The sequence below is a fragment of the Alicyclobacillus fastidiosus genome (genome assembly GCF_026651875.1).
GTDB lineage: Bacteria > Bacillota > Bacilli > Alicyclobacillales > Alicyclobacillaceae > Alicyclobacillus > Alicyclobacillus fastidiosus.
In genome coordinates this window covers 4,554,369-4,581,337 of record NZ_CP104067.1, presented here as the reverse complement: position 1 = coordinate 4,581,337, position 26,969 = coordinate 4,554,369, and the positions used below count along the sequence as shown (strand labels likewise).

Here is a 26,969-nt window from a genome sequence, read left to right as displayed (position 1 = left end):
GTCTCATTTCTCTCAACCAGAAAGGAGAATGATGTGTTTGGACAAGAGTTCTATGCAATCTAGCGAACGTGGAGCAGACACGCCCATCCTCGGAAGCGAGCGCAAGGCTGTCCCTGGCGCAAGACACGTCGGTCCCGCAGATCTCGACGAACGCATTTTGGTGACGATGGTGCTGCGTCGCCGCTCATCTGCAACGCTTGCCCAGGCGGTTGCAAAACTGAGCGATGTGCCCCTCGCGAAGCGCCGTCACATGAGCCGCGAGGAGTTTGCGGCGGCCCACGGGGTGGCTGCCGACGACCTGAAAATGGTAGAGGATTTTGCGAAGGACCACGGTCTGACGGTGGAGCGAGTGAATTCAGCCGCAGGAACCGTGGGGTTGTCCGGCACGACGACGTCCTTCAACGAGGCGTTTGGGGTTGAACTCGCAATGTATGAGCACCCAGATTTTAAGTACCGAGGTCACACCGGCGCCATTCACATCCCTGCCCCTCTGTCCGACATCGTGGTGGCAGTGTTGGGGCTCGACAACCGGCCACAGACGAAACCCCATTTCCGCATCCACCACGGAGAAGTGGTAGAAACACGGGCCTTGGCCGCACAAACGTCCTATACCCCTCCGGAAGTGGCTCAGCTATATAATTTTCCAGAGAACATCACGTGCAACGACCAGTGTATCGGCATCATCGAGCTCGGTGGAGGGTATCACCTCGACGCCCTCCAGGAATACTTCTCCAGCCTTGGCGTTCCCACGCCAACCATATCCTCCGTCTCTGTCGACGGGGCGACCAACCAGCCAACCGGCGACGCGAATGGCCCGGACGGCGAAGTCGATCTCGACATTGAAGTAGCAGCCTCCGTCGCACCCGGCGCTAAGATTGTAGTGTACTTTGCGCCGAACACGGACGCAGGATTCCTGAACGCCATCACCACGGCCATGCACGACACGACAAACAAGCCCTCCGTACTCTCGATCAGTTGGGGCGGGGCGGAGAGCACGTGGACCGAGCAGGCGATGCAGGCGATGAATAGTGCCTTTCAGGATGCCGCGGCCTTAGGCGTTACGGTCTGTTGTGCATCCGGGGATGACGGATCTGCGGACAGTGTCGACGACGGTGAAGTCCACGTCGACTTTCCGGCTTCCTCTCCCTACGTGCTGGCGTGCGGTGGTACGCGTCTCACAGCATCGAACGGCACCATTTTGAGTGAGGTGGTGTGGAACGACGGGTCGACTGGCGGCGCCTCCGGCGGCGGGGTCAGTGCCGTATTCCCTCTGCCCAGTTGGCAATCGAACGCGAACGTTCCGCCGTCGGCAAATCCGGGTGGACACGTGGGGCGGGGCGTACCCGACGTCGCAGGCGACGCCGACCCGGACACCGGCTATCAGGTGCTCGTCGATGGGCAGACGTTAGCGATTGGTGGAACCAGCGCCGTCGCACCGCTTTGGGCCGGGCTCATCGCCATCGCGAATCATACACTTGGCCATCCGGTCGGCTTTCTCAACCCGATTCTCTACGGGCTGCCGAGCGCAGACGGCGCATTTCACGACATCACCAGCGGAAATAACGATGTCAATGGGACAGACGGAGCGTACCAAGCTCGACCAGGCTGGGATGCCTGTACCGGACTCGGCAGCCCCAATGGCACAAAGTTGGTGAACTTGCTCCGCTCCGCTGGTAGCACGACCTAGAGGATGTGGGTACAGGGGCACAATGGCGCTTGTTTTCCCGATGACAATGGGACGGGCGGGGGACCGTAACCCCCACCCGTCCCATTTTGTCAGTGGGAGAGCCATCTGGTTGTCACTTCGTTTGCGATTCCGAACTGGCCCACCGTCCTCGCGACTTGACCGCCCCTCTGAAAGGGATCTGCGGTATGATAGTGGAAAGCGCATTCATCGTGGGGCGGGAGGAGAAGAACCATGAGTCAGTTCGGGTTTGAAGCACAGATGCGGATGTACGGGGAGTCGACCCAGGGCAAGTCCAGTTGGCCGTGGCCCGTGGGACTAGACGGTTGGAGACAGGCTGCGCAGCAGATGCTCGGGGAATGTGCCTGGGGGTATCTCGAGGGGGGAGCGGGACTGGCGGACACGATGAAGGCAAATCGTGAAGCCTTTCGTCACTATCGGATTCGTTCGAGGATGATGAGAGATGTGGCGGATCGAGATCTGTCCGTGTCGATTCTCGGCATGGAGTTTCCCGTCCCGTTTCTGCTTGCACCAGTTGGGGTTCAGGCTATACTCCACCGCGATGCCGAACTGGCCTCCGCGAAGGCCGCCGCAGATGCGGATATCCCGTTTATCCTGAGCACGGTCTCATCGGTCCCGCTGGAGCAGGTGGCACAAGTGATGGGGACGTCGGTGCGGTGGTTTCAGTTGTACCCCGGGAAGGACACGGATGTCATTCGGAGTTTCTTAGATCGCGCACAGGCGAGTGGATATTCCGCTGTGGTGGTCACCGTCGACACGACGATGCTTGGATGGCGCGAAGCCGATCTCCAGCACGCCTATCTTCCCTTCCTGCACGGCGAGGGGATGGCGAACTTTTTATCCGATCCCGCCTTCTGCTCCCGCCTCACCCAGTCACCTCGCGAAAACCCGCAAGCAGCCATTCAAGAATTTTTATCGATCTACGTCAATCCCTCCTTCACCTGGAAGCAGCTCGCCGAAATTCGGGATATGACCGACCTGCCGATCCTCGTCAAGGGCATCACCCATCCGGACGATGCAGCGCGCGTGGAGGCAATGGGGCTGGACGGCGTGGTGGTGTCCAATCACGGCGGGCGCCAGATCGACGGCGGCGTTGCGGCCTTGGATGCGTTGGTCGACGTGAGGAATGTCGTGCAACCGGATTATCTGGTCATGATGGATAGTGGAATTCGGTGCGCCGCCGACGTGACCAAGGCGATGGCACTGGGCGCTAACGCGGTACTCCTGGGGCGTCCCTACGCGTATGCGCTGGCGGTGGGCGGGCGTGAAGGTGTTGTGGAATTGTTGCACCAGTGGAAAGCGGAACTCGATTTGCAGTTGGCGCTTTCGGGGCATCGGTCCCTCGAGACGCTTAACGGAGCACATGTCGTCCGCGTCTAACGTGCGGCCTGGTACTAGGTGGCGATGCCTTTGTCCTGTCCAAAGTGACAAAAAAAGGGACAATATGACGCCGTCACACTGTCCGAGAAAGGGATAGGTCGAAGTACTCAAACTGTATTGTACTGCGTGATGGACGCGAAGTCCGTCGAACAGTGGCGTCTGAAGATTGCGATTAACGCCCTTCCGGTAGTGCTTTGCGGCCGACAATCGGCCCGATGAAGAGACAGAGCCCGCCGAGCGTGATGCCGATGACGCCCACGACCATCGCAATTCGCAAGCTGAACGCGGTGGCGATGAGTCCGCCAACGACGGCGCCTACCGGATTTAATGTATTGCCAAGCAAGTTGAGTGTGGCGTTCACGCGTCCCAACATCGCATCTGTTGCAACCCCTTGCCGCAGACTCGATTCCAGGATCTCGAAGACGACGCCGAACAAATCTCCAAACAGTTGTGCCGCCATAAGGAATAGCGTGGCTTGCCACGCGCCGCCGCGGGCGAGCGGAATGAACCAACTGCACATTCCGTTGAGTATCGCAGCGCCGACAAGTGTGGGTCCAAAACCGAACACCTTACTGATCCGCTGGCACAGTGCGGCGCCCAGGAGCGCTCCAATTCCCCGACGGTCACGGTTAACCCGAATTGTGCGGCGTGTAAATGTAACGTGTCAATCGCGTACAGCACGTCCATGTTGAAGATGATGCCTGCAAACAGCGCAAAAACGCCAGCTGTCGCAGTCAATGCGAGGAGCGTTTTGTCGTCGGCGATGTAGCGAATGCCATCTCGAACTTCGCGCAGTAGTTGCAAAGCACAAGTGATGAGCGTCTGCTTTTGCAGCCTTGCCGACGGTGGCCGGCGTTTCGGTTCGCTGTGACGAATTCGAAGCAGCGTCACGGCCGAGATGAGGTACGAGCAGGCGTCTAGAAGAATTGTCATAGGGGCTGTGAATACCTGCACGAGTGTTCCGGCCAACCCAGGGCCGATAATTTCTGCGACTGAACTCGTGATACTGAGTTTTGTATTCGCCTCTACCAAATGCGCTCGACCGACGAGGCTCGGGAGATAGGTTTGATACGCCGTGTTAAACGTCTGTGTCAAGAGCCCGAGGACGGGGTAAATCACAAAGAGCATCCACATGGCGAGATGCCCGAGTATGGCAGTTGCGGGAATCACCAGAAGCAGCGAGCAGCGCAGGAAGTCTGTCCAAATGAGAAAGGGGCGACGGGCGTGCCTGTCCACCATCGCGCCGATGAACATACCGAAGAGCAAAATCGGGATGGCGGCCACGAGTTGGAGCCAGCCCATTTGAAGTGGTGAAGCATGCAGCGCCAGTACGGCGGCGAGTGGCAATGCCTCGCCAGTGATACGCGAGCCGACAGTCGAAATCGACTGCCCGAACCACAGAGAGCGGAAGTCGTGATGGCGCCATAGGGACCGCCGTGAAGTTTCAATTGCACAGATATCTGTGTCCATGAGGTCCCCCTAGTGTGTTGACATACCCAAATGCTACCGGATAGTCGTTTCCTTTGCGAAGGGGGATGTCGCAAGTGGTCGCCCTTCGCCATGGGCCACCTGGTTCCGGCCCACACTTCTATCTTTATCGCTTATTTGGTAAATTGCAAATAGTGCCACACAATCATTTGTTGCAGTGTTGTCGGTTGTGTCTTTTGAGCATAGGAGGAACGTTCATTGGAAAGGCATGTGTTGGTCGTGTTTCCGCACCCGGACGACGAAACGATGGCGACCGGGGGTGTCATCGCACTGCACGCAGCAGCTGGGTCACCGATTACCTACGCCTGTTTCACGTTGGGAGAAATGGGGCGCAACATGGGGGACCCACCGTTTGCCAACCGCGAAACACTGCCACAAATCCGCGAGAGAGAACTGCGAGAGGCCTGTCGACACCTTGGCGTCGGAGACTTGCGTCTCATGGGGTTTCGAGACAAGACACTCGAGTTTGAAGATCCTGAGAAATTGACCGGGCTGATTTCCGGCCTGATTGAGGAAGTCAATCCGTCGCTCGTCATCACGTACTATCCAGGCTATTGTGTGCATCCGGATCACGAAGCCATTGCGCATGCTACCGTTCGGGCCATCGCCAAGTTGCCGGCACAAGTCCGTCCAGTCCTGCAGTGTCAGGCATTTTCCCGGGGACACGAGGAAGTGCTGGGGCCGTGTGACGTGGTCCTCGATACGAGTGCGGTTTGGGAAAAGGTGTACCTTGCGTGGAAGGCCCACAAATCGCAAACCGCTACGTACATCGCACACGTGGAGAAGGAGCTACATGGAGATGAGACAAGCCGTAAGCGGGCCATGGAACGCTTTAGCCGCTACGGATTATATACGTACACATTCTAATTCGTCAAAGGGTGACAATGAAACGTGGGGCAGCCCGTGCGTCCATGAGATGCGGCTACATCCACCGCCTTCACGTTTCATTGCGAAACCCCAAAACGGACGATTTGTGTCAAATATCAATCCATTGCTTTCTCTTTTCGAAGAGGACGTGAGGTCCTCCTAAATGCATCAGATACTTCATTTTCGATCCGTCCTTCAACATCAACGCCGCAAAGCCTCGTGCGTGATGATGACCCACCTCGGCCACGCCATACTTGGGCCCGAGCGACGCGACCATGCCTCGGTTGTGGAATACGAACGGTTCCAAGGTTTCGTTGTGCAAGAGGCGAATCAGGTTGCGGGCTGCGTGATCTCCCATTTGTTCCGCGACTTGACCAGTGGGAGGCAGGACTTCGCCCGCAGCGTCCTCAAATCGAGCCGCGTCGCCGACGATGTATACGCGGGGGTCGGCTTCGGACTGGAGATATGCATCTACTCGACTGCGCCCCCTCGAGTCGACGCAAAAGCCGGAGTCACGCAGGAGCGGGCTCGCCTCGACGCCCCCTGTCCAGATGAACGTCCGCGCCTCAATGGTCAATCCACCCGTCAGTGCGACCGAACCATCGTTCGCCCCAATCACATGGCGTCCAAGCAGGAGTCTTACGCCTCTCGCCGCCAGTTTTTCCGCCGCCACCTTGCGAAGTCGTTCGTCGACACCGGGGAGAATCTCGTCGTGTGGGTGGACGAGCACCAGCTTGTAGTCACTCGCGGGGATATTGTGACGCTTGAGAAAATGCGGGAGGCAGTCCGCAAGCTCACCTGCGAGTTCGACTCCAGTCAGTCCACCACCTCCAATGACGACGCGAAGCATCGATTCATCGCGCTGTTCTCGGTATGTGAGAAAGGTATGTTCGATATGCTCGCGTATCCGTTTCGCGCTCTCCAGAGAATTAAGCACGAGGCTGTGCTCGCGCAGACCTGGGATGTCGAAGTACGACGTTTGACTGCCAAGTGCCACAATCAAGGTGTCATAGGGGTAGGAGGAATGTTCACCACGCACTTGCGCGTTCTTGTAATCAATGGAGGTCACTACATCCTTCACGACGGTCGACGTCGGCTGGTCTAGTACGTCTGTGAGGGCGATGGCGTAGGTTTGTAAGTCCTCTCTACCGCCAGCAGCCTCGTGTAACAGCGTCTTAAAGTAATGATAGTCGTGTTTGTTGATGAGGGTAAATGGAATGTGATGCTTCTGTAGGCGGACTGCGGCCGCCATGCCGCCGTACCCTGCTCCGATAATCAGCACTCTCCGTGGCGTCAAGATTCACACGTCCTTTCTATTCTCTCTCCCAGTATAGAGAATCGGTTTTGCGAATGGGAGGCAAGGCCGCGCATTCGCGGTCGGTGAATCGTCACGCAATACTTTTGTCCCGAGCGGATACAGGTTTATAATGAACAAGCAACAAGAAAGTTTTGGATTACGCGTTGGGGATTGATCGGAAAATCACCTGACATGTGACCGTCATCCGAGGAGGAATTGATATGGCGCTAAAGTTTGCGGACATCGTCGGGAAAGCACGCGAGAATGTACCAGGTATTTCCTCAGCAGAAGCGAAAGCAAAGATTCAAGCGAATCCAGACACGTTGGTGATTGACGTACAGGACGCTGCAGACGCCGGCGCATGCGGTCTGATCCCAAGTAGTGTAAACATCTCTCTGGGCATGTTGCCCATCCGTGCAGACTTGGAACTGCCGGAGCATCTTCGTGACGCTCGACTGGCGGACCGGAGCCGTCCGGTGATTGTCACTTGTGGTGCGGGCGGACAGGCAGCCATCGGCGCCTATCTTCTGAAACAGATGGGGTTCACCGACGTCTCGTACATCAGTGGTGGCACTGCGGCTTGGAAAGAAGCTGGATTCGATGTGGAACCACTAAAATAAGCGCAAACTCATTTGCGGAACGTTTGGGGGCACCAGCGCCCCACGGGGGTAACGGGTTTGCCTGAATCGGCAAGCCGGCTACCCCCTTTTTACGTGGGTTCAAGGAGGGGGAGAGAGGCGCACCTCCAGCGACCGGCCCACTAGTTCTGCCTGTCGTCAAAGCGCCGCGCCAGAGGATCAGCAGGACTATCGGGAGCAGTACGACTCGCCGGCAGGAGGGCGTTTAGAAATTGAAGTTGTCCGGATCAGGCCCAAATCTACGATTTTCGTTCAGGCCATCGATCGTCGCCATATCCTCTCTGCTCAACTCGAAATCGAATACTTGTGCGTTCTCGACGATTCTCGACTCGCGAATGGACTTGGGAATGGTGACGATGCCGTGTTGCAAGTCCCAACGCAGGACCACTTGAGCCGGTGTTTTATTGTATTTCTTTGCGATATCTAACAGTGCCCCATTGTTCAAGTTCCCCTGCATCAATGGGCTCCACGCTTCAAATTGGATTTTGTGGTCCGCACAGAAGGCGCGCAGCTCGGTTTGCGCGAGGAGTGGGTGACATTCCACTTGGTTCACGGTGGGAACGACTTCTGCGTCTGCCAGTAGATCCTCGAGGTGATGGATGTGGAAGTTGCTCACGCCGATCGCGCGCACCAGGCCGTCTTTGTAAAGCTTTTCGAGTGCTCTCCAGGAATCTTTGTACTTGCCTTTGACAGGCCAGTGGATGAGATAGAGATCGACGTATTCCAGGCCGAGGCGCCGATTGCTCTCTTCGAAGGCGCGAACCGCCGTATCGTAACCTTGGTCGGCGTTCCACAACTTCGTCGTGATGAACAGATCTTCGCGGGCGATGCCAGACTTGCGTACTGCATTGCCGACGCCCTGTTCATTCTTGTAAGCGGCTGCTGTGTCGATGTGGCGATACCCGGCGCCCAGTGCGTACGTCACCGCTTGTTCGACTTCCTCACCTTCCTTGGTTTGCCACACGCCAAGGCCAAACCAGGGCATCTGCACACCGTTGTTGAGGGTGGTCGTATCGGCTAGATGTTTCGCGGTCATAAGATTTCCTCCTCAAGAAAAGTACGGCGATCAACTAACTTTTTGTATTATATCGATCGCCGCTTCGAAAATAAAAAGAAAATTGCTTACGCGCTGCCGGTCAACAGGATTCGCCGGCGTGAGAGCATGCCATTGAATTCAATTTTGGGGTGCAGACTTCGAGGAAAACTGTTAAAATAAATAATCTAAATAGTGAGATTTTTATAAAGAAAAGGCGTGGAGTTGAGTGGATATGGAACGAGTATTTCTGCTAGACACAACCCTTCGTGACGGCACCCAAGGCGAGGGAATCAGCCTCACCGTGGTCGATAAGTTGCGAATTGCTCAAAAGCTCGACGAGCTTGGAATTGCTTACATCGAGGGCGGGTTCCCAGGTGCCAATCCGAAGGATCAAGATTTTTTTCAAAGTGCCAGGTCGAGTCTCCGATTGAAGCACGCGAAACTCACGGCGTTTGGGAGTACGCGGCGTCCGGGCGTGACGGCTGAACAGGACGAAGGGTTGCGAGTGCTACTAGATTCCCAGGCGCCCGTCATCACGATTGTAGGCAAGGCTTGGGACTTTCACGTGCATGAAGCGCTGCGCGTCACACTGGAGGAAAACCTCCAGATGATCGCCGATTCCGTCGCGTACCTCAAGCGCCACGGCCGCGAAGTGATCTTTGACGCGGAACACTTCTTCGACGGCTATCGCTATAATCCCGAATATGCCCTGTCGACGCTGCGCGCGGCCGCCGATGCCGGAGTCGATTGGGTCACGTTGTGCGATACCAATGGCGGGAGCCTGCCGCATCAAGTGGCTGAGGTCGTCGGAGCGGTGGTGGAAGCGATATCCGTGCCGGTGGGGATCCACACCCACAACGACTGTGAACTGGCGGTCGCCAACACGCTCGCGGCGGTTGAGCGAGGAGCGACTATGGTTCACGGCACCATCAACGGAATCGGGGAGCGGTGCGGCAATGCCAATCTCGCATCCATCATTCCGAACCTCGAGTTGAAATTGGGGAGGAACTGTCTGCCGTCCCAGGATCATCTGGTCCACCTGACCGAGATCGCGCGATTTGTCAGCGAGATAGCGAATCTGGTGCCACACAGTTATCAGCCATTCGTCGGACATAGCGCGTTTGCCCACAAGGGAGGCATCCACGTCAGCGCCATCGCGCGCAACCCGGAGACATATGAGCACATTCGCCCGGAACTAGTGGGAAACAGGCGCCGGGTATTGGTGTCGGAACTCTCGGGACTGTCCAATTTGCAGCACCGAGCTGAGGAGTTTGGTGTCGACGTGCGGGATCGCAAAGATGAGATGCGACAATTGCTCACGGAAATCAAGGAACTCGAGTACCAGGGGTATCAGTTTGAAGGTGCGGAGGCCTCGCAGGAACTGTTGTTTGTGAAGAAGTTTGGCGACTACCGCTCCTTCTTTGACGTCGATGCGATGCGCGTCGAGGCGACCATGAGCGTCGATTCGTCCATCACGTCCGAAGCCATTCTCAAGCTCGTCGTCGCGGGAGAGACCGTCCATACCGTCGCAGAGGGAAATGGGCCAGTGAATGCGTTAGATGATGCGCTTCGAAAGGCGTTGATGCCGTTTTATCCGGTGATTGACACGATGCATCTGACTGACTACAAGGTTCGCGTGCTGGATGAGAAGGAAGGAACTGCGGCGAAGGTGAGGGTGTTGATTGAATCGACAAACGGCTTCGACGTCTGGAGGACGATTGGCGTTTCGGAGAACGTGATTGAGGCGAGTTGGGAAGCTTTGGTCGATAGTATTCAGTACTTTCTGCTCCGCATCGCACAGAAGGACGATGCGCAGGTGTCCTAACCCCGGGGAATCACAGGGCAGTCCTCGGGGTGATGGTCCACGTCCGTACGAGGAGGACACAAAGGGAACTGCCCTGGGTCATGCTTCATCGGGTGGCGGTTACGCCATTGTCACTTTGGTTGGACGGTTGCTGAGAGGCGCTGGAACTTGAGTTTGGCAACACGATGACCACCTCGGTGCCGAGGCCTGGCTCACTGTGGATATCAATATTTCCTTGGTGTTCTTTGAGAATGTTATAAACGACCATCAAGCCGAGGCCAGTCCCCTTCTCCTTCGTCGTGTAGAATGGGTCGCCCAAGCTCGCCTGGAGCTCCTCAGGGATGCCGACTCCTTGATCGCGGATGGAGATGGTGACGCGATCTTCAACCGGGCGCGCAGAAATCGTGATCACGCCACCGTCCTCCATCGATTCGACCGCGTTCTTCAGCAGGTTGACGAATACCTGACGGATTTGGTTTTCGTTGCAATCGACGTAAACCGCCTTGTCCAAGGCGAGATCGAAGTAGACATCGCGCTTGTGCGCCTGGCCCTCGAGCAATGTCACACAGTGTTTCATCACAGGCACTAAGTCCACCCTGTTGAATTCCGCCTTTTGCGGTTTCGCGAGCAACAGCAGCTCGGATGTGATCTCTTCGATACGCGTCAGTTCTGACCACACAATGTCGTAGGAAGCCTGCGAGTAGGAGTCAAAATCGGTCCTGAGTACCTGGACAAACCCCTTGACAGCCGTCAGGGGATTGCGGATTTCGTGCGCGACGCCAGCCGCCAGTTGGCCGATGACCGCAAGTTTTTCGGAATGGACCAAGTACTCCTGTTGACGAAGCCGTTCGGTGATATCTCTCGACGCCAGGATGACGTCACAGACGTCTCCGCTCTCGTCGATCACCGGAGAGAATTCCGTCTCGACGGGAAGCTGTTGGTCGTTCATCACGAGCGTGATTTCCTTCCGCTCATGTGTCGCGTCCTGTCGAATTCGATTGATGGTGTCGAATATTGTGGCACCGTCGTCACTGATTTCATCGATCCGCTTGCCCACGAGTGAGCTTGCATCGACATGAAAAACTAGTTCGTACGATGGAGATGCGTACGCAATGACGTTGTCCGCATTTACCACCATGATCAAATCTGTCGTGTAATGTGCAATCAGTTCGTATTGGCGCTCCGCTTGGTCCCGTGAGTTAACCGCTTGAAGAAACTGACGGGAGAGCAACACAAAGCAGGTCAGCAAAACCACGACCAAAAGGGCGAATCCCGCCGTATGAGCGAATTCTACGTACATCGTCAAGAGCGTGGAAGTCGCTAACAGCGGGATAAAATTAAACATCCCGAAGGTTTCGCCTAAGCGAGCTGGTTGTCTTAGCGACAAGAGAATCCCTACAAACAGAAGAAAGTTCACAATCTCAAACGACGTAAGTGAAAGAAAGACGTGGATGAACGTCGGGAACGTCTCTGTATAGCGGCTTACCAGGGCGCCCGCACATAGACTGTAGAGAAACATCCCCAGGCTAACCATGAAGCGATACCATCGGATCTTCGCTATCTTCCATTTATAGTGACGGAGAAATTCCCCTAGCGTACACAACAACATCGGGGTACACGCCGCAAAAAATCCCTGTGACAACAGAATGTAAATGGTTGTAATGATCCCCGCCCCCCAAATGACACCCTTGGGGAGATAAATCGGGAATAGACCCAAACAGAACGCGAGGCACGATGCGATGACCAGCTCGACGGTTGCGTGATTCACCAGGTTGACGAGCGCTGCGACTGGTACCATCACTCCAGAAGCAAATAGCGCCCACTGATATAGACGCCTAAATTTGAACAACATCCTTCGCTCCTCGTTTGGAAGAGTTACAGAAAACAAGCACAATCATCCCCAGCCCAACGATGATGTCCCCTGGGCTCATGAGGAACGGAGGGACGGGAATCCAGTCCGCTAACCACCACCCAACTGCTTGCGACGTAATGACGTGCCGCGAACCGACATGAGGCAGCGCCCCGTGAGGGTGGAGGGCGTGAAAGGCACTTAAGGAAACAGGCATTGCGCCGCCGTGCAAAACGATGATGAACAGGTTTAAGCATGCGCCGAGCGCGATCCAGCGGACGCCGCGGATGTGCCAATTAAAAAACAGCCCAACGATAAATATCGAGAAGCAAAGGTCAAGAATCCAACGCCCTGTGATTCCGTGTGAAACGGGTAGAATGTTGAGAATCAACTGTGAGACTAACCCGCCAATCATAAGCCAGCCCTGTTTAAATCGCAATTGAAGAAGGGTGGATAAGTGCCGTCCGGATATCGCCGATATGATGATTCCTAGTATAACAAAGTAAGGCACATGACTCTCTCCATGGCAGTAGGTTTGTGGGACTTAATAAGAAAAGGACCTCGAAGGTCCTTTTCTTGTGATGAAATTAATTAGACCCAAGGAATTTCTGCAACTGCTGCTACTGCGAGGGCAACGAGGACGCCGATTGTTACGAGCTTCTGACTCTTAAACATGACAATTCCTCCTCTTCAATTATCGAGCTTATTAGAGTGGATTCGACAATACTTGGCATTTTCCTCCTTCTTAAATAAAATTATCGAATATTTTGTCAAAAATTTTCTGTGATATTGGAATTGATAGGGGGCTCTAGCGCGTGGGGAGGAGGGATGGCGTGGGGACGCTTCCAGACAACCGATCCTGCGGTGCTCAGAGCGGGATCGGCTGTCTCGTTGATTGGCGGAGCCGCGCTAAGGCAACAGCTTGAGCGCGGCCAGCTTATTGTTCAATTGATTCAACTGTGAAATGACGTCGGCCGTCTGCTGATTGAGCGTTCCGATGCGCGACGTCTCGGCGCCTGCACTCGATGCCGAAGACTCCGACGCATCGAGGATGCCGTCGGTCGTCGATGTCACGCCGCCCAAGGCTTTGTTTACATCGGACGTCGCGTGATAGAGTGCGTTCATGCCCATCAGCACCTGCCCTTCACTTGTGCCGATGGCTTGCAGGTGTGCGTTCATGGCGGAAATGTCCCGGACGGTCTGCGACTCCTCAAGTTCGATTTGACTGAGTGCGGCCGTCGTCTGTGTGAGTGGCGACAACGCCCTCGAGGTCGCTCTTACCAGCGGGGTCGTCTCGGCGATATCTGCGTTCATCGTCGCCATCGTGTGGTTCATTTGTGACTGGATCTGCGTTTGTTGGGTCATGCTGTAGCCGAACACGCCGAGTCCGGCTAAGGACAGGCAAGTAGAGACCAACGTTAGGATTCGTTTCGCTCTCAAGCGAAATCCCCCTCTCCAAAGAAGTGAGCGGACGGTGAGCCGCTATCAGTTTAATGAGCCGAGAAGGCCCCCGAGGAGTCCGCCTCCTGAAGCACCACTGGTGGAGTTGGATGTACTGTTACGAGAAGTCGTATTTTGCCTCGCACTAGACGTCCCTTGTCCTGAACCGCTGGAACTGGACGATTGGGCCTTCGAGCTGCCCCCTTGAAGGGAATGGGTCAGCCCACCAGTCACACTCGTGAGCGGATTTTTCGATCCCAACAGCCCTCCAGTCGCCTGCCCGAGGAGGCTGGTGGCGCCACCCAGCGGATTCCCGCCGAGAATTTGGTCGACTTGGCCGAACAAGCGAAATTCTTGTTGCGAGGTCGCGAGGGCGCCTAGCAAGTTATCCATTTGCGCCGAGAGCTGGTTGCTTTCCGAGTTCGTCGTGCCAAGCGTGTTGTCGAGTTGTGAAAGAACGACGCTATTGCGGGCGATGACGCCGGCCAAGGTCTGCGATCCGCGCTGGACGCTGACCGCGGCGGTACCGGCGTGCTCTTCGGCGGTCAGAATCTGTTGCATCAGGGCCACGTTTCGCTCTGTTAACACCACCTGGGTGGATAGCTGCGTGGACAGCGCTTGCCCGGTTGTTTGCTGCTGGCCGAGAATTTCCTCCTGTGTAGTCAGTTCGTTCAGCTGTCCTGCCACGTGGCTCACTTGAAGGTCGAGCTGTCTCGTGTTGTGGAGGATTTGAGAAGTGGTGACGTCTAAGTTCCCGACCAGCTGAAAGAGGTTCTGTTTTGCCAGCTGTTTCGCGTGGCTCAGCTGGATGGCAGAAATTGCGACGACGCAGGTGCACAAGACGATGCAAAACGCGAGAAACGCCTTCTGAAACGTGGGACGAAATGGACGCTCGGGTTGCATGGGCACACCTCCCGAAGAATTGAATAGGTCGCCTCCCATAGCTCAATGCGAGGGCAGTACTGCCGTCTTCTCATTCATTTGCGTCAGATTGGCGTCGATTTGCTGTTCGTCAGAAACCATACTGCCCAGCTGTTCGACAATCTGGTTGTTGACGGCGCTCAGTTGCTGGAGCGTGGCTAAAATGTGCGTCTCGGACGTTTGAATCGCGTTTATCTGCTGGTTTGACGCCTGCACGCCCGTGTGGATGGCCGTCACGGTCTGGTGAATGCCTGCTACCGTCGTGGCCAGGGTGGACAGCCCTGCAGCCATGTTTGCGGCAGCGCCTTGCACGGACACGAGACTGCTTTGCATCTCGACCGTTTCGGACTTTAAGGTGGGCAATCCGCGGAGTCCACCGTGCAGTTGTGCGGACAGCGCTTTCGCTTCTCGGACCTGCTGCGTCAATTTTGTCGTCTTCGCCGCCATGTCCCGTTGCAGGCGGACATCGACCAGGCCGTTGACCCCGAGAGCGATGACGAGTACTGGGATGGCGACTTTCACCATCCCCATCCACGACAGTTTCATCCGAGCACCCCCGGGATTTTGTCATTCATGCTCGCGGTCGCCTGCTTCATTTGGCTCATGCTGTTGTTGTCTTGTTGAACGATCCCGTCAAGCGCCTGCAACGTGGCCTCGAGCCCCTTCGTCGAGGTGTCGAGTGCGCTCATATTCGACGCGATGGACGCGAGGTGGTCGGCGCTCGCGCGTGCGCCGTTGGAGATGGACTGATTGATGGACAGAGTCGATTGATTTAGTTGATTGATCATTTCGATGTTTTGATCGAGTGAGGATGTGGTTTGTTTGGTGACCTGCAGGCCTTCCTCCATGTCGGCGGAGGTCTCGACCAGTTTGCCGATGCTCTTGTTTTTCTGCACGACTGCGGCTTCGATGCCGACTAGTTGGCTGGTGGAGTGCAGACTTGATCTCAACCCGACGTCCATTCTCGCCAATTGAACGGTCGTGGGTATCGTCGTCGCGAGTAATCCCACGGCTGCGACCAGGACGACGAGGCTGCCGATTTTGAACATCATACCCGTCAACTCCTTATCCTTGAAACAGACTACTCAGATTCTCATTACGGCACTTCTGATGAAATTTGTTGCGTCGTCCCTGTCGCTTGGTTTAGTTTTCTACCCATCTGCTGGTTGGTCTCTTCCGTGGCGGCCGCGAGCGTGGCGAGTTTCGATGCCGTGTCCCGCATTGTCGATACGGAGTCCGATTGTTGGCTGGTAGTTTGCGAGATGTTTGATAAATCTCCATTGAGTGAAGAAGCGACGCTGCCAAACTGATGACTCAACCCGATTTCCTGCTCGCTAAGCGCGGTCAATCGTTGGAGCGTGTGATTTTGTTCGGCGAGCCCGGCGTTTAGTGTGCTCAGTTTGCCAGCCATCTGCGGTGTTAGACTGGACAAGTTTTTCACGGTATTCATTCCGTCGACGATCTTGCTATTTTCGAGATTGATTTGGTCGTTTTTCTGATGGACGTTTCGAATCGTTCCCAACAGGTCTAAACTTTTCGGGACGTGCACCTTAGCCGCGGCGAGGCCGCACAGTGCACATGCGACGACCACGCCAAGGGCTACGGTCCACACCCATCGCAATGACCGCGGGGGCTCTGGGGAGGAAGCGGCTGCTTCCGGCTCATTGTCCACGCCGCGTACGCGTTGCAGAGGATCTACATCGTCTGACGACTCCACGTGTGCTCCCCCCTGCACGAGCCCAGCTTCTGGTGAGCCGTAAATGTCGAGATAGTCGATGCCTTCGTACATCTGGTCGATTGCCACACGGTACTTTTGTGCCACCAGTTTTGCCTTCACCTTGAGTGTCGGTGTCAGTTCGCCCGAGTCGAGCGAAAATGCAGAGGCGATGAGGAGGGCGCGTTTTGGGCGCTCGAACTCGGCAAACCGAGCGACGGCCGTCTGAACCTCGCGCTGCAGAAGTCGACGGATTTCCACGTGGTTCGGCCAATTTGAGAAATCGCTTTCATGTAGCCCTAAGCCACTAGCTTTGCTGGACAGCGCCGCAAAATCCGGAACGAGGAGACACGTGACGTATTGACGCTCGTCGCCGACGAGGACCGCGTCTGCGATATAGGAGCTTAAGGCGATGGCGTTTTCAATCGGAAATGGCGCGACGTTCTTGCCAGTCGCCAGTACGATGAGGTGTTTTTTCCGCTCGACAATGCGCACATAGCCGCCTTCGATGGCGGCGATGTCGCCAGTGTGCAGCCAGCCCTCGCGGTCGATGGTCTCGTCTGTGGACAGCGGGTCGTGATAATAGCCCCGCATGACATTCGGCCCTCTCACCAACAATTCGCCGTCGGGTGCCAAGCGGACTTCCACGTTCGGAAGTGGCCGTCCGACCGTCCCAGGGCGAATGTCGTCCAGTCGGTTGACGGCGACGACGGGCGCCGTCTCTGTCATCCCGTAGCCTTCGCAGACCGGAATGCCAGCCTCCTGATAAAACTCTGCAATTTTTTGGGCAAGACCCGCTCCGCCCGAGATGATTGTGCGTATGCGGCCGCCAAAGCCCGCCCGCAACTTGCGATAGACGAGTGCGTTCGCGACCGTTCGCCCGAGTATCGACTTGCGCGGGGGCGAGCACAGGAGGTGGCGAATCGGGCGCGGGGCGCGCTCCACCCTTTGTTGAATGCCCGCGTACACTTTCTCGAGCAGGCGAGGTACGGTGACCAGCAGGGTCGGGCTGACTTCGCGGAGATTTTCCCGGATCTGTTCGATGCCTTCGGCGTACGCGATAGTTGCACCTGCCGTCAAGACGCAGTAGTGACCGACCGTTCGTTCGAGAATGTGCGAAAGAGGAAGGTAAGAGAGTGTCACGTCGTCGCGGAACACCGGTGTGACCGACAAACACGCTTGCAAGTTACTCGTAATGTTTCGATGGGATAACATCACGCCCTTGGGGCGACCGGAGGTGCCTGAAGTGTGTACGATGGTGGCCAGGGAGTCAATGGGAATGCGGTCGATCACGGCGGGATCGACGGGCGAATAGGCGTCATCCTCGAGTAAGCTGGCAAATTCGTATACAGGTTTGCTGGAGGGGACTGTGGCACCGTTTAGCACAATGGCGGCTTGCACCGAGTGCGGCCAGGTGCCTTCCAGTTGCGCGATCATCGTGGCGTCATCAGCGATGAAGTAGGCTGCGTCGGCGTTTTCCAGAATGTAGGCCGCCTCGGCAGGAGGAAGGGTTGGATAGACAGGTACCACGACTGCACCTAGCGCCATGATTGCAAAGTCGCAGATCATCCAAGCTGGGGAGGTCTGCGCCATGATGGCGACACTGTCCCCGGGGTTCACACCAAGGTGCTGCAGCGCGGAGGCAAATCGAAGGATCCGTTGCCAAACCTCCTCATATGTCAGCGTTTGGTATTGGCCCTCCCGTTTGAATGTCAGACAAGCGTGTGACGGGTCGCGAACGACGGACGCGTGAAGCAACTGAACGACGTTCAAGAAAGTCCACCTCCAATGGCACCTTCTAACCAATGTATGCACCGTCGCAAACAGACTGGTAAAGACGTGGAGAATCGCTTGCTCATCTGTGTTCGAATTGTAAGAAAACTTTTTGAGGGTCACCGTCAAATGTTTTGGAGGTCTTTGAAGGACGGGGGATCGTGCGGCTGGAAGTATATACCTTGGAAGCCACGCGCAAAATAATGGCCGGCGCCGGGTAGCTGTTGCGCACCGATTCGTCCAGGAATCATAGGAGGTTACACGATGAATCGCATGAATCAGGAAGAGCTCGCGAAGCGACGCGAGATGGAGAGGACCTACGAAACCATCAGTCCGTTTGAATTCAAAAATAAGTTGATCGATCTCGCCAAGGGTCACCAAAAGAAGAGTGCACGCGTGATGTTGAACGCGGGGCGCGGAAATCCGAACTGGATTGCGTCGACACCTCGGGACGCCTTCTTCACCTTGGGGCGGTTTGCGCTCGACGAATGCCGTCGCGTCTGGGACGAGGGGGATTTGGCGGGGAAACCTGCTCGAACGGGTGCCTATGATCGATTTCTTTCGTTTGCGCAAAAGCACGCCGGCATGAAGGGCGTTTCGCTGCTGAAGGACGTCGTGGACTATGGCATCAACCGGCTGGGGTTTGAGGCGGACGCGTTTGTGCACGAACTGGTTGACGGGATCATCGGCGACAACTACCCGGAACCGGATCGGATGCTCGGCCGAGTCGAACGAGTCGTCCACGAATTTCTCATCCAGGAGATGTGCGGCGGGGACTCGTCGACGGGCCGCTTTGACCTATTCGCGGTGGAAGGCGCAACCGCTGCGATGTGTTACATTTTTGACACCCTGAGCGAGAACTACTTGCTGACGCGTGGGGACAGAATCGCGATCATGGTTCCAATTTTCCCTCCTTACGTAGAGATTTCACAATTGGCAAGCTACGATTTTGATATCGTTCAAATTCGAGCCAGCGCCGTGGACGCAAACGGCAACCACACTTGGCAGTACCCCGAAAGCGAGCTCGAGAAGTTGGTGGATCCGTCCATCAAGGCCCTGTTCCTCGTCAATCCGAGCAACCCCCCATCGGTGGCGATGGACGATGCGTCGATGCGAAAGCTCGTCGAACTGGTGCGCGACAAGAACCCGAACCTCATGATTGTCTCCGACGACGTGTACGGGACGTTCGTCGATGGCTTCAAGTCCCTGATCTCTGTGCTCCCGTACAACACCATCGGGGTGTATTCCTTTTCGAAGTATTTCGGGGTGACAGGATGGCGGCTTGGTGTGGTAGCGGTTCACGAGCACAATGTGTTTGACCATCTTCTGCAATCCTTGCCACAGGACAAACTCGAAATTTTAGACAGGCGGTACGCCTCGATGACCTTGCAGCCGCGCAATGTTCGCTTCCTCGACCGAATGGTCGCCGACAGTCGCCAGGTTGCCTTAAACCACACCGCAGGTCTGTCCACGCCACAGCAGGTTCAGATGGCACTTTTTTCGGCGTTTGCACTGCTCGACGAGGAGAACCGCTATAAGCAGTTGACGAAGGACATCTGTCACAGGCGCATGCGCCTGTTGTACGAGGGACTCGAACTGCCGTTGCCAAACATCCCGAACGACGCGGACTACTACACTGAGTTCGACCTCGAGGAATGGTCGAATCATCACTATGGAGAGGCGTTTACGAAGTTTCTGCAAGCGAGTTACGAGCCGGTGGACATCTTGTTCCGCCTGGCCGAGGAGTCAGGCGTCGTGTTGCTCAACGGCGCCGGCTTCCACGGACCGACTTGGTCGATACGGGTTTCGCTCGCCAATCTCGATGACGAATCGTACGCAACTATTGGACGGGACCTACACGCGGCCTTGGACAGGTACGTCAACGAGTGGAAATCGACTCAGCCGTAGGCGAACGACGAGTTGGACGACGGCCTTGAGGGCGCAGCAGTGGCGCTTTCAAGGCCGTTTTGCGCCAGCCATCTGCGCGAACATCGTGAATCCGTCATAAAAATCATTCGCGGCACTATCTTTAAGGAAAGAAGCGGTTTGACGCAGAGAGGCTCTCTTCCTCCTACTGTCATTTTCGATTGCCCAGGTATATACTTGAATCAACATGTACCAACCGGTCAGTAGGTAGGGTTTTGAGTTTACATGTTTCGTATTCGGATGACGTCAAGCGAGAGCAGGCTACTTTGACGGAATTTCCCGGGAACGACATGTGTCTGAACGAGTTGGTTTCCAGCGAGTAGTTGAAAGCGCTTCCGGGTTGTGTTGGAAGTGTTTCATTGTAGCGCTGGATGCACGTCATATGGAGAAATACCGCATGAACTTCACGAGGGCAGGGAAGGAGTCGAGCGATGCACGTGCGTGAACTGTTCGATCTCACTGGAAAGACCGCTATCGTGACGGGTGGAGGGCGCGGTCTTGGCGAGCAAATCGCCTGTGCCCTGGCAGAGGCAGGCGCGAATGTCGTCGTCTGCTCGCGCAAAGTCGCCGTCTGCGAGGAAGTCGCGACTCGACTTGGCGAGGAAACAGGCGTACGAACCCTGGCGCTCGCGTGCGATATCGGGAATCCGGCCGACGTCGAGAGGGTGGTCGACGCGGCGCGGCGGGAGTTTGGCACCGTCGACATCCTCGTCAACAACAGTGGCGCGACGTGGGGGGCGCCTGCACTCGATATGCCGCTTGAAGCTTGGAAGAAAGTCATCGATGTCAACGTCACAGGCACGTTTCTCATGAGTCAAGCCGTCGGTCGTCACATGGTGGCGGCGGGCCGCGGCAAGATCATCAACATCGCGTCGACAGCGGGTCTTGGCGGCGTGGACCCCCGACTGATGGATGCCGTCGGCTATAACACGAGCAAAGGTGCCATCATCACGATGACCAAAGACCTCGCCGTCAAGTGGGGGCCACACGGAGTGAACGTCAATGTCATTTGTCCGGGCTTTTTCCCCACCAAGATGTCGAAGGGGATTATCGAACAGGGGCGGGATCGACTGTTGGAAGCCACGCCCCTTCGCCGATTTGGTACCGATGACGATTTGAAAGGGGCAGCCCTCTACCTGGCTGCTCCGGCGTCGGACTACGTCACAGGCGCGGTCCTGGTGGTCGACGGCGGTACCTCTGCACAATAAGTGACATTCAAACTTGGGAGGATGAATCAGATGAGCCACCCTGCGTTGAATCACTATCCAGCCCACGTCCGCAAAGACGTCCCGATTCCAGATTGGTCCTTGCCTCAAATGCTCGCCGAGACGGTGCGTCAGTATCCGGACCACGAAGCCATTTCGTTTTACGGGGTGACGATGACCTATTCCGCGTTGCAGGGGGCCGTCCGCGCATTTGCCGCCAGCCTGCAGCGACGCGGCCTGCAACGAGGGGAACGGGTGGCCATCATGTTGCCGAACTGCCCTCAGTACGTGATTGCGTACTACGGCATTCTCACGGCAGGGGGCATTGTCACGCAAGTGAATCCGATGTCGGTGGAACGGGAACTCGAACACCTCTTTCGCGATTCTGGTTCGACGTACGCGGTGGTACTCGACGCCCTGTACCCGCGCCTGAAGGCCGTTCAGGCGCGCACCGCCGTGAAGGAAGTGATCGTCGTCGCACTCGAACCGACACAGGCTGCGTTTCATCCTGACGTCATGTTCGACTCGTTCTTGGCCGAGGGCTTCGCAGCGCCGCTTGCGCCGGTTGTTATCGACCCAGCACAAGACGTCGCCATCCTTCAATATACAGGTGGCACGACGGGGCGCTCCAAGGGCGCCATGCTCACGCACAAAAACCTCGTGGCGAACGTCGTTCAAAGCGCTGAATTCTTTCAGGACGTCTTGAAACCCGCACAGGAACGCTGTTTGTCCGCGCTTCCGCTGTTTCACGTGTTTGGCATGACGTCGTGTATGAACTTGACGCTATACATGGGGTCGACGTTAATTTTACTTCCCCGCTTTCAGCCCGCTGAGGTCCTCGCGACGATTGAGCGCGAGCGAGCCACCACCTTTCCCGGCGTTCCCACGATGTATGTCGCTCTGACACATCACCAAGACATCTCACCAGAAAAGCTAGCTTCCTTGAACACGTGCAACAGCGGTGGGGCACCGATGCCCTTGGAGTTGATGAACCAATTTGAGCAGAAGACGGGAGCGACAGTCCTCGAGGGCTATGGATTGTCTGAGTCCTCCCCGGTGACGCACTGTAATCCTTCGTTTGGCGTACGCAAGCCTGGCAGCATCGGGTTGCCGTTTCCCTCCACGGAGTTCAAGGTCGTCGATGTGGAGACGGGTACGCAGGAGGTGCCCACAGGGGAACTCGGGGAACTCATCGTTCGCGGTCCGCAGGTGATGAAAGGCTATTGGAACATGCCGGAAGAGACGGCCCAGGTCTTGCGCGACGGCTGGCTCTACACGGGGGACATCGCACGGGTCGATGAGGATGGGTACGCGTACATCGTGGATCGAAAAAAAGACCTGATCATCGCAAGTGGATACAACATTTATCCTCGCGACATCGAGGAAGTTTTGTATGAACACCCGGATGTGATCGAAGCGGTTGTCATCGGCGTGGCAGACGACTATCGCGGCGAGACCGTGAAGGCGTTCGTCGTACCCAAACCGGGTGCAACGATCACGGTGGAACAGCTGGAAGCGTACTGCAGAAAGAACCTCGCGCCGTACAAGGTGCCGAAATACTTTGAATTCCGGAGCGAACTGCCAAAGAGCGCGGTCGGCAAGATTTTGCGCCGGCAGCTTCGGGAGGAGGGTAGCGCTCCATCGGCCTGACGATTTCGCCACATATGGGGCGAGTGTGTGGAAATGCGCCGTCACTTCTCGATTAGGACTTGGTGAACAATTGTATCCATCAGTAAAGGGGACAACGAGATTGAACAGCGACGTCAAACGGATTGCGGTCGTGGGTGCAGGTCAAATGGGTCATCAAATCGCCATGCTCTGCGCGCTCGGCGGATTTGAAACGAAACTTCAGGACGTTTCCGATTCGGCACTCAGGCGGGCACAAGAGAGTCTTCAAGGACACATGGAACGTTGGGTGGGGAAAGGGCGACTTTCGCGCGAGGACCGCGATGTCGCGTTCGGCCGATTGCAGTTCACAAATTCGCTCGAGGACGCAGTGTCCGCGGCGGATCTGGTGATTGAAGCGGTCGTCGAAAAGCTGCCGGTCAAGCGCCAAGTGTTTCAACAGCTAGGGACATTGACGCAAGGCCATACCATTCTCGCGACGAACAGCTCGACCATCGTCAGTTCCAAACTCGCCGACGTGACGGCGAAGCCGGACAAGGTTTGCAATATGCACTTTTTCTTTCCGCCACTGGTTATGAACTGCGTCGAAGTCGTGATGAGCGAGTTCACCTCACAGGAGACAGCCGACGCTGTACTGGCGGTTTGCGAGCGAATTGGCCGGACGGGCGTGCTCCTGCGCAAGGAGATATCGGGATTTGTCGCCAATCGCATCCTTGGCGCACTCCAGCGCGAGGCTGTCGCACTGTACGAGGCGGGCGTCGCCGATTTCAAGGATATCGACACGATTTGTCAAACGGCGTTGAATCATCCGATTGGGCCGTTTGCCCTCATGGATCTGTCGGGGCTCGACGTCGTTCAGTTCGTCATGCAACAACAATACGAAGAAACGGGAGACGAGGATTTAAAGCCGTTTGCGGGTCTGGTCGAGCGCGTAGAACGCGGCGATCTCGGACGCAAGACCGGAAAGGGCTGGTACGACTACACGACAGAGGGAGGCAGCAAATAATGGCAGATGAGGTTCGGCTAGCAAAAGAGCGCGGCGTGGCAGTGGTCGTGATCGATCATCCCCCACTAAACGTATTGAGTCACGACATCTTTCTTCAGTTGGACGACACCTTTCAGGCGTTGGCACACGACGACGAGGTCGTCGTGGTCGTGCTCTCAACCGCTGGTGATCGGGCGTTTATCGCAGGTGCGGACATCAAGGAATTCCCGGCGCTCATGTCCAATCCGAACATGCGGAACCAGGTTATGGAAACCCACCACGCCATCACGCGGATCGACGGGTTTCCTAAACCTACTATCGCCGTGTTGGATGGGCTCACGTTCGGTGGTGGCCTGGAACTCGCGCTGGCGTTTGACATTCGCATCGCCGAAGAACACGCACAGATAGGCCTCCCGGAAGTGAAGCTCGGTCTCTTCCCAGGTGGCGGTGGCACGCAACGCCTGTCACGCATCGTCGGGGAGGCGAAGGCGAAGGAAATGATGTTTACGGGCGAACCAGTGTCTGCAGCCGAGGCGTATCGCGTCGGCATCGTCAACCAGGTGGTTCCGACAGGCGCGGGGCTAGAAGCGGCCCAGGCGATGGCCGCAAACATCACGCGTCATTCTCTGCAGTCCTTGACACGAATTAAGCGCGCCGTCGATCAAGGCTTGGAAATGCCGCTCGAGCGCGCACTCGAGCACGAAGCCGACTTGTTTGTCGAGGTGTTCCAGACAGAGGACGTGCGGGAGGGAGTCAGTGCGTTCATCGAGCGCAGGCAACCGACGTTTAGCCACCGCTGACAGACAGGGGGGCGCCAGCTTCGCACACTTGTTTCCATGTAGACCAAAGGGGGAATTTGCGTGTCGATTCGAACCGTACCGTGGTGGACCGAACTCACTGAAATATTTCCCGACAAGGCGCGCGTCGTGCGCACAGAGTCGGTGCTAGACGCCCATGGTCGCGACTTTACCTACCATGAGCCACATCTCCCGGATGCTGTCGTCTTCGTGAAGTCGCAGGACGAGGTCGTCACCGTGATGCGGTTTGCCCACAGCCATCAGATCCCCGTCGTTCCATTTGGCGCGGGCAGCAGTCTCGAAGGACATGTCATCCCCGTAGAAGGGGGCATCAGCCTCGATTTCACGCAGATGAATCGCATCGTCGAGTTCCGTCCAGACGATTTTCTCGTCCGCGTGGAGCCAGGGGTGACGCGCGAGCAACTCAATGATTACCTTCGCCACCAGGGCCTCTTTTTCCCGGTCGATCCCGGTGCCAACGCCACCATCGGCGGCATGACGGCCACCAATGCCAGTGGGACGAACGCCGTCCGCTACGGCGCCATGCGCGACCAGGTCAAAGGACTCGAAGTGGTTCTCGCCGATGGAACCGTCCTCCACACAGGCGGTTTGGCCGTGAAGTCATCTGCGGGCTACAACCTGACGGGCCTGTTCGTCGGCTCGGAAGGGACCTTGGGCGTGTTCACGGAGATCACTTTGCGGTTGCAGGCGATTCCCCAGGAAGTGGTCGCCGCGCGCGCTGTATTTCCAGATCTCGACACGGTCGGCAAGGCTGCGGCCGAGCTCACCTCGTCAGGGTTGTCCTTAGGGAGAATCGAGCTTGTGGACGCTGGCACGGTGCGCGTCGTGAACGCGTATAAAGGTACGCACTACGACGAGGCGCCCACGCTCTTCCTCGAATTTAGCGGCGACCCGTCGGGTGTCGCACGGGACGTCGAGATGGCGCAGGAACTCTGCGAGGGTGCAGGGTGCACGGCTATCTTGTTCGAGCGCGACAAGTCGGCACGCGAAAAACTCTGGGAGGCGCGCCACCACGCCTCACTCGCGATGATGGCCTCAGCACCTGGCAAAAAGCACATGGTGACTGACGTCTGCGTCCCCATCAGCGCACTGCCTGGCGCCTTGCATCACGCTCGGCAGACCATCGACGCCTATGGCCTCGACGGCATGATTCTCGGCCACGTGGGAGATGGCAATTACCACGCTGGATTCATGGTCGATCCCGCCGACGACGAGGATATGGCCCGCTTTCGCGCCGTCAACGAGGCTATCGTCGAGTACGCGCTCGCGCGCGGCGGCACGTGTACTGGCGAGCACGGCGTAGGGCTCGGCAAGCGCAAATACCTCGCGCGTGAACACGGCGACGAAGCTTTGGCGGCGATGCGGGGAATCAAGCGGCTGTTTGACCCGCAAGGTATTTTGAATCCTGAGAAAGTCGTTACGGAAAAGAGGGTGGACGATTGACTGCTGTACCGTTTGCAATCGTCGGTGGGGGATTTCGTACGGGCTACTTTTTGCGGGTGGCTCGTGCGCTGCCAAACCGCTTTCGGGTCTCTGGGAGACCGAGTTTCTACGATTTACGTCAGGCGTCTCAAGACCACTATCTGGCGATTTTAATTATCTAATGATTTCGATATATATTTCGCAATTTAACTTGACTTAAACATACAAGTATACAATACAATGATCGTATCGGTGATAAATGAAGTGACGAATGTACCTATGGTGGTTCGAACGCCCGCATTCGTACGTGAATGGGCATCGTCACAATCCTTGCGATGGGGGCCTGAACATGATCGGCAGTTTTCATTTGAAAGAGGGGAAAAAGACGCTAGGCGAACAGGCTTATGAGTCCATCCGCGAGGATATTTTGTCGGTGCGCTTGCAGCCGGGACAGACGATTTACGAATCGGAGTTCGCACAGCGGCTGAACATGAGCCGCACGCCGATTCGCGAGGCGGTTCACACCCTGCTCGTCGAAGGTCTGATTGAAGTGTTGCCCCAACGGGGCATGAAGATTGCGCTCATCTCCGAAAAGAAAGTGGAGGAGACGCGATTTGTCCGGGAGAGTCTCGAGGTCAGCGCGCTGCGACGAGTCGCCCGTGATTGGGACAGCGACAGTCGCGAATATCAATTTCTGCAACGAGAACTTCGCAATAGCCTGGAGATGCAGGCGCACGCGGCGCAAAGTCAAAATCCAGCGGAGTTCTTGCAAGCGGATGAACAGTTTCACCGCCTGCTTCTCGCGGCCAGCGGCAATGACACCCTGATCTCCATCGTCTCGCAGATGCGAGGTCACTTGAACCGCGTACGCGTCCTATCACTGCAGGAGATTCAAAACATCGACACCCTGATTCAGGAGCATGAACAGTTGCTCTCTGCAATTTGTGCACGCGATGAATCGAAAGCCATCTCGATATTGAGCACGCACCTATGTCGACTGAGTGAAGACATTCCGGTGGTAAAGAACAAATATCCATCGTTTTTTACTGATTGACACTGGCAACGACGCAGACAT

24 protein-coding genes are annotated in these 26,969 nt (G+C 56.5%); 13 read left to right on the top strand and 11 right to left on the bottom strand.

What is annotated here, in order from left to right; all coding sequences use genetic code 11:
- Nucleotides 1-31: 31 nt before the first annotated feature.
- Together NZD89_RS22510 and NZD89_RS22505 are read left to right on the top strand one after the other, a co-directional pair.
- Complete coding sequence (locus NZD89_RS22510; RefSeq protein WP_431308733.1) at nt 32-1,687, top strand: S53 family peptidase; 1,656 nt, start codon at nt 32-34, stop codon at nt 1,685-1,687.
- A gap of 231 nt (nt 1,688-1,918) precedes the next feature.
- Nucleotides 1,919-3,085 carry an alpha-hydroxy-acid oxidizing protein gene (locus NZD89_RS22505; protein WP_268004933.1) on the top strand — a complete coding sequence of 389 codons (1,167 nt, stop codon included), beginning with the start codon at nt 1,919-1,921 and terminating at the stop codon, nt 3,083-3,085.
- 172 nt (nt 3,086-3,257) lie between these two features.
- On the opposite strand, the gene NZD89_RS22500 is transcribed toward NZD89_RS22505, so the two are convergent.
- On the bottom strand, nt 3,258-3,458 hold the full coding sequence (locus tag NZD89_RS22500) for a hypothetical protein (RefSeq protein WP_268004932.1): 201 nt from the start codon (nt 3,456-3,458) through the stop codon (nt 3,258-3,260).
- A complete protein-coding gene (locus NZD89_RS22495; RefSeq protein WP_268004931.1) occupies nt 3,443-4,555 on the bottom strand; it encodes an MFS transporter in 1,113 nt (370 codons plus the stop codon). The genes NZD89_RS22500 and NZD89_RS22495 overlap by 16 nt, the downstream gene beginning before the upstream one ends.
- A gap of 216 nt (nt 4,556-4,771) precedes the next feature.
- Between NZD89_RS22495 and bshB2 the strand changes: the two genes are divergently transcribed.
- Nucleotides 4,772-5,440 carry a bacillithiol biosynthesis deacetylase BshB2 gene (bshB2, locus tag NZD89_RS22490; RefSeq protein WP_268004930.1) on the top strand — a complete coding sequence of 223 codons (669 nt, stop codon included), beginning with the start codon at nt 4,772-4,774 and terminating at the stop codon, nt 5,438-5,440.
- Between the two features lie 109 nt (nt 5,441-5,549).
- On the opposite strand, the gene NZD89_RS22485 is transcribed toward bshB2, so the two are convergent.
- Nucleotides 5,550-6,737: an NAD(P)/FAD-dependent oxidoreductase gene (locus NZD89_RS22485; protein ID WP_268004929.1), complete on the bottom strand. Its 1,188-nt coding sequence runs from the start codon at nt 6,735-6,737 to the stop codon at nt 5,550-5,552.
- Between the two features lie 221 nt (nt 6,738-6,958).
- On the opposite strand from NZD89_RS22485, the gene NZD89_RS22480 reads away from it, so the two are divergent.
- Nucleotides 6,959-7,357 carry a rhodanese-like domain-containing protein gene (locus tag NZD89_RS22480; protein WP_268004928.1) on the top strand — a complete coding sequence of 133 codons (399 nt, stop codon included), beginning with the start codon at nt 6,959-6,961 and terminating at the stop codon, nt 7,355-7,357.
- 223 nt (nt 7,358-7,580) lie between these two features.
- Here NZD89_RS22480 and NZD89_RS22475 read toward each other — a convergent pair whose 3' ends face one another.
- The gene (locus NZD89_RS22475) at nt 7,581-8,411 is read right to left on the bottom strand and encodes an aldo/keto reductase (RefSeq protein WP_268004927.1); all 831 of its coding nucleotides are present in this window, start codon (nt 8,409-8,411) and stop codon (nt 7,581-7,583) included.
- A 232-nt stretch (nt 8,412-8,643) separates the two neighbouring features.
- Here NZD89_RS22475 and cimA point away from each other — a divergent pair, with 232 nt between their 5' ends.
- Nucleotides 8,644-10,236: a citramalate synthase gene (cimA, locus tag NZD89_RS22470; RefSeq protein WP_268004926.1), complete on the top strand. Its 1,593-nt coding sequence runs from the start codon at nt 8,644-8,646 to the stop codon at nt 10,234-10,236.
- A gap of 85 nt (nt 10,237-10,321) precedes the next feature.
- Here cimA and NZD89_RS22465 read toward each other — a convergent pair whose 3' ends face one another.
- The 7 genes from NZD89_RS22465 to NZD89_RS22435 all read right to left on the bottom strand — a co-directional run bounded on the left by NZD89_RS22465 (nt 10,322) and on the right by NZD89_RS22435 (nt 17,912).
- Nucleotides 10,322-12,067: an ATP-binding protein gene (locus NZD89_RS22465; protein ID WP_268004925.1), complete on the bottom strand. Its 1,746-nt coding sequence runs from the start codon at nt 12,065-12,067 to the stop codon at nt 10,322-10,324.
- Nucleotides 12,051-12,575, bottom strand: coding sequence for a DUF5317 family protein (locus NZD89_RS22460; protein ID WP_268004924.1), 525 nt, complete (start codon nt 12,573-12,575; stop codon nt 12,051-12,053). The genes NZD89_RS22465 and NZD89_RS22460 overlap by 17 nt, the downstream gene beginning before the upstream one ends.
- Nucleotides 12,576-12,973: 398 nt before the next feature.
- On the bottom strand, nt 12,974-13,504 hold the full coding sequence (locus NZD89_RS22455) for a hypothetical protein (RefSeq protein WP_268004923.1): 531 nt from the start codon (nt 13,502-13,504) through the stop codon (nt 12,974-12,976).
- A 45-nt stretch (nt 13,505-13,549) separates the two neighbouring features.
- Nucleotides 13,550-14,407, bottom strand: a complete 858-nt coding sequence (locus tag NZD89_RS22450; protein ID WP_268004922.1) for a hypothetical protein — start codon at nt 14,405-14,407, stop codon at nt 13,550-13,552.
- A gap of 42 nt (nt 14,408-14,449) precedes the next feature.
- Complete coding sequence (locus tag NZD89_RS22445) at nt 14,450-14,971, bottom strand: hypothetical protein (RefSeq protein WP_268004921.1); 522 nt, start codon at nt 14,969-14,971, stop codon at nt 14,450-14,452.
- On the bottom strand, nt 14,968-15,477 hold the full coding sequence (locus tag NZD89_RS22440; protein WP_268004920.1) for a hypothetical protein: 510 nt from the start codon (nt 15,475-15,477) through the stop codon (nt 14,968-14,970). The genes NZD89_RS22445 and NZD89_RS22440 overlap by 4 nt, the downstream gene beginning before the upstream one ends.
- A gap of 44 nt (nt 15,478-15,521) precedes the next feature.
- Nucleotides 15,522-17,912: an AMP-binding protein gene (locus tag NZD89_RS22435; RefSeq protein WP_268004919.1), complete on the bottom strand. Its 2,391-nt coding sequence runs from the start codon at nt 17,910-17,912 to the stop codon at nt 15,522-15,524.
- 264 nt (nt 17,913-18,176) lie between these two features.
- On the opposite strand from NZD89_RS22435, the gene aspD reads away from it, so the two are divergent.
- The 8 genes from aspD (at nt 18,177) to NZD89_RS22395 (ending at nt 26,948) form a co-directional block, all read left to right on the top strand.
- Nucleotides 18,177-19,820: an aspartate 4-decarboxylase gene (gene aspD / locus NZD89_RS22430; RefSeq protein ID WP_268004918.1), complete on the top strand. Its 1,644-nt coding sequence runs from the start codon at nt 18,177-18,179 to the stop codon at nt 19,818-19,820.
- Between the two features lie 449 nt (nt 19,821-20,269).
- The gene (locus NZD89_RS22425; RefSeq protein WP_268004917.1) at nt 20,270-21,046 is read left to right on the top strand and encodes an SDR family oxidoreductase; all 777 of its coding nucleotides are present in this window, start codon (nt 20,270-20,272) and stop codon (nt 21,044-21,046) included.
- 30 nt (nt 21,047-21,076) lie between these two features.
- Nucleotides 21,077-22,693, top strand: a complete 1,617-nt coding sequence (locus NZD89_RS22420; protein ID WP_268004916.1) for a long-chain-fatty-acid--CoA ligase — start codon at nt 21,077-21,079, stop codon at nt 22,691-22,693.
- A gap of 100 nt (nt 22,694-22,793) precedes the next feature.
- A complete protein-coding gene (locus NZD89_RS22415) occupies nt 22,794-23,675 on the top strand; it encodes a 3-hydroxyacyl-CoA dehydrogenase family protein (protein WP_268004915.1) in 882 nt (293 codons plus the stop codon).
- The gene (locus NZD89_RS22410; RefSeq protein WP_268004914.1) at nt 23,675-24,454 is read left to right on the top strand and encodes an enoyl-CoA hydratase; all 780 of its coding nucleotides are present in this window, start codon (nt 23,675-23,677) and stop codon (nt 24,452-24,454) included. The genes NZD89_RS22415 and NZD89_RS22410 overlap by 1 nt, the downstream gene beginning before the upstream one ends.
- Before the next feature lie 60 nt (nt 24,455-24,514).
- Nucleotides 24,515-25,915, top strand: coding sequence for an FAD-binding oxidoreductase (locus NZD89_RS22405; protein WP_268004913.1), 1,401 nt, complete (start codon nt 24,515-24,517; stop codon nt 25,913-25,915).
- Complete coding sequence (locus NZD89_RS22400; protein ID WP_268004912.1) at nt 25,912-26,076, top strand: hypothetical protein; 165 nt, start codon at nt 25,912-25,914, stop codon at nt 26,074-26,076. Before NZD89_RS22405 ends, NZD89_RS22400 begins: the two co-directional genes overlap by 4 nt.
- Nucleotides 26,077-26,243: 167 nt before the next feature.
- Nucleotides 26,244-26,948: a GntR family transcriptional regulator gene (locus tag NZD89_RS22395; RefSeq protein WP_268004911.1), complete on the top strand. Its 705-nt coding sequence runs from the start codon at nt 26,244-26,246 to the stop codon at nt 26,946-26,948.
- Nucleotides 26,949-26,969: the final 21 nt, after the last annotated feature.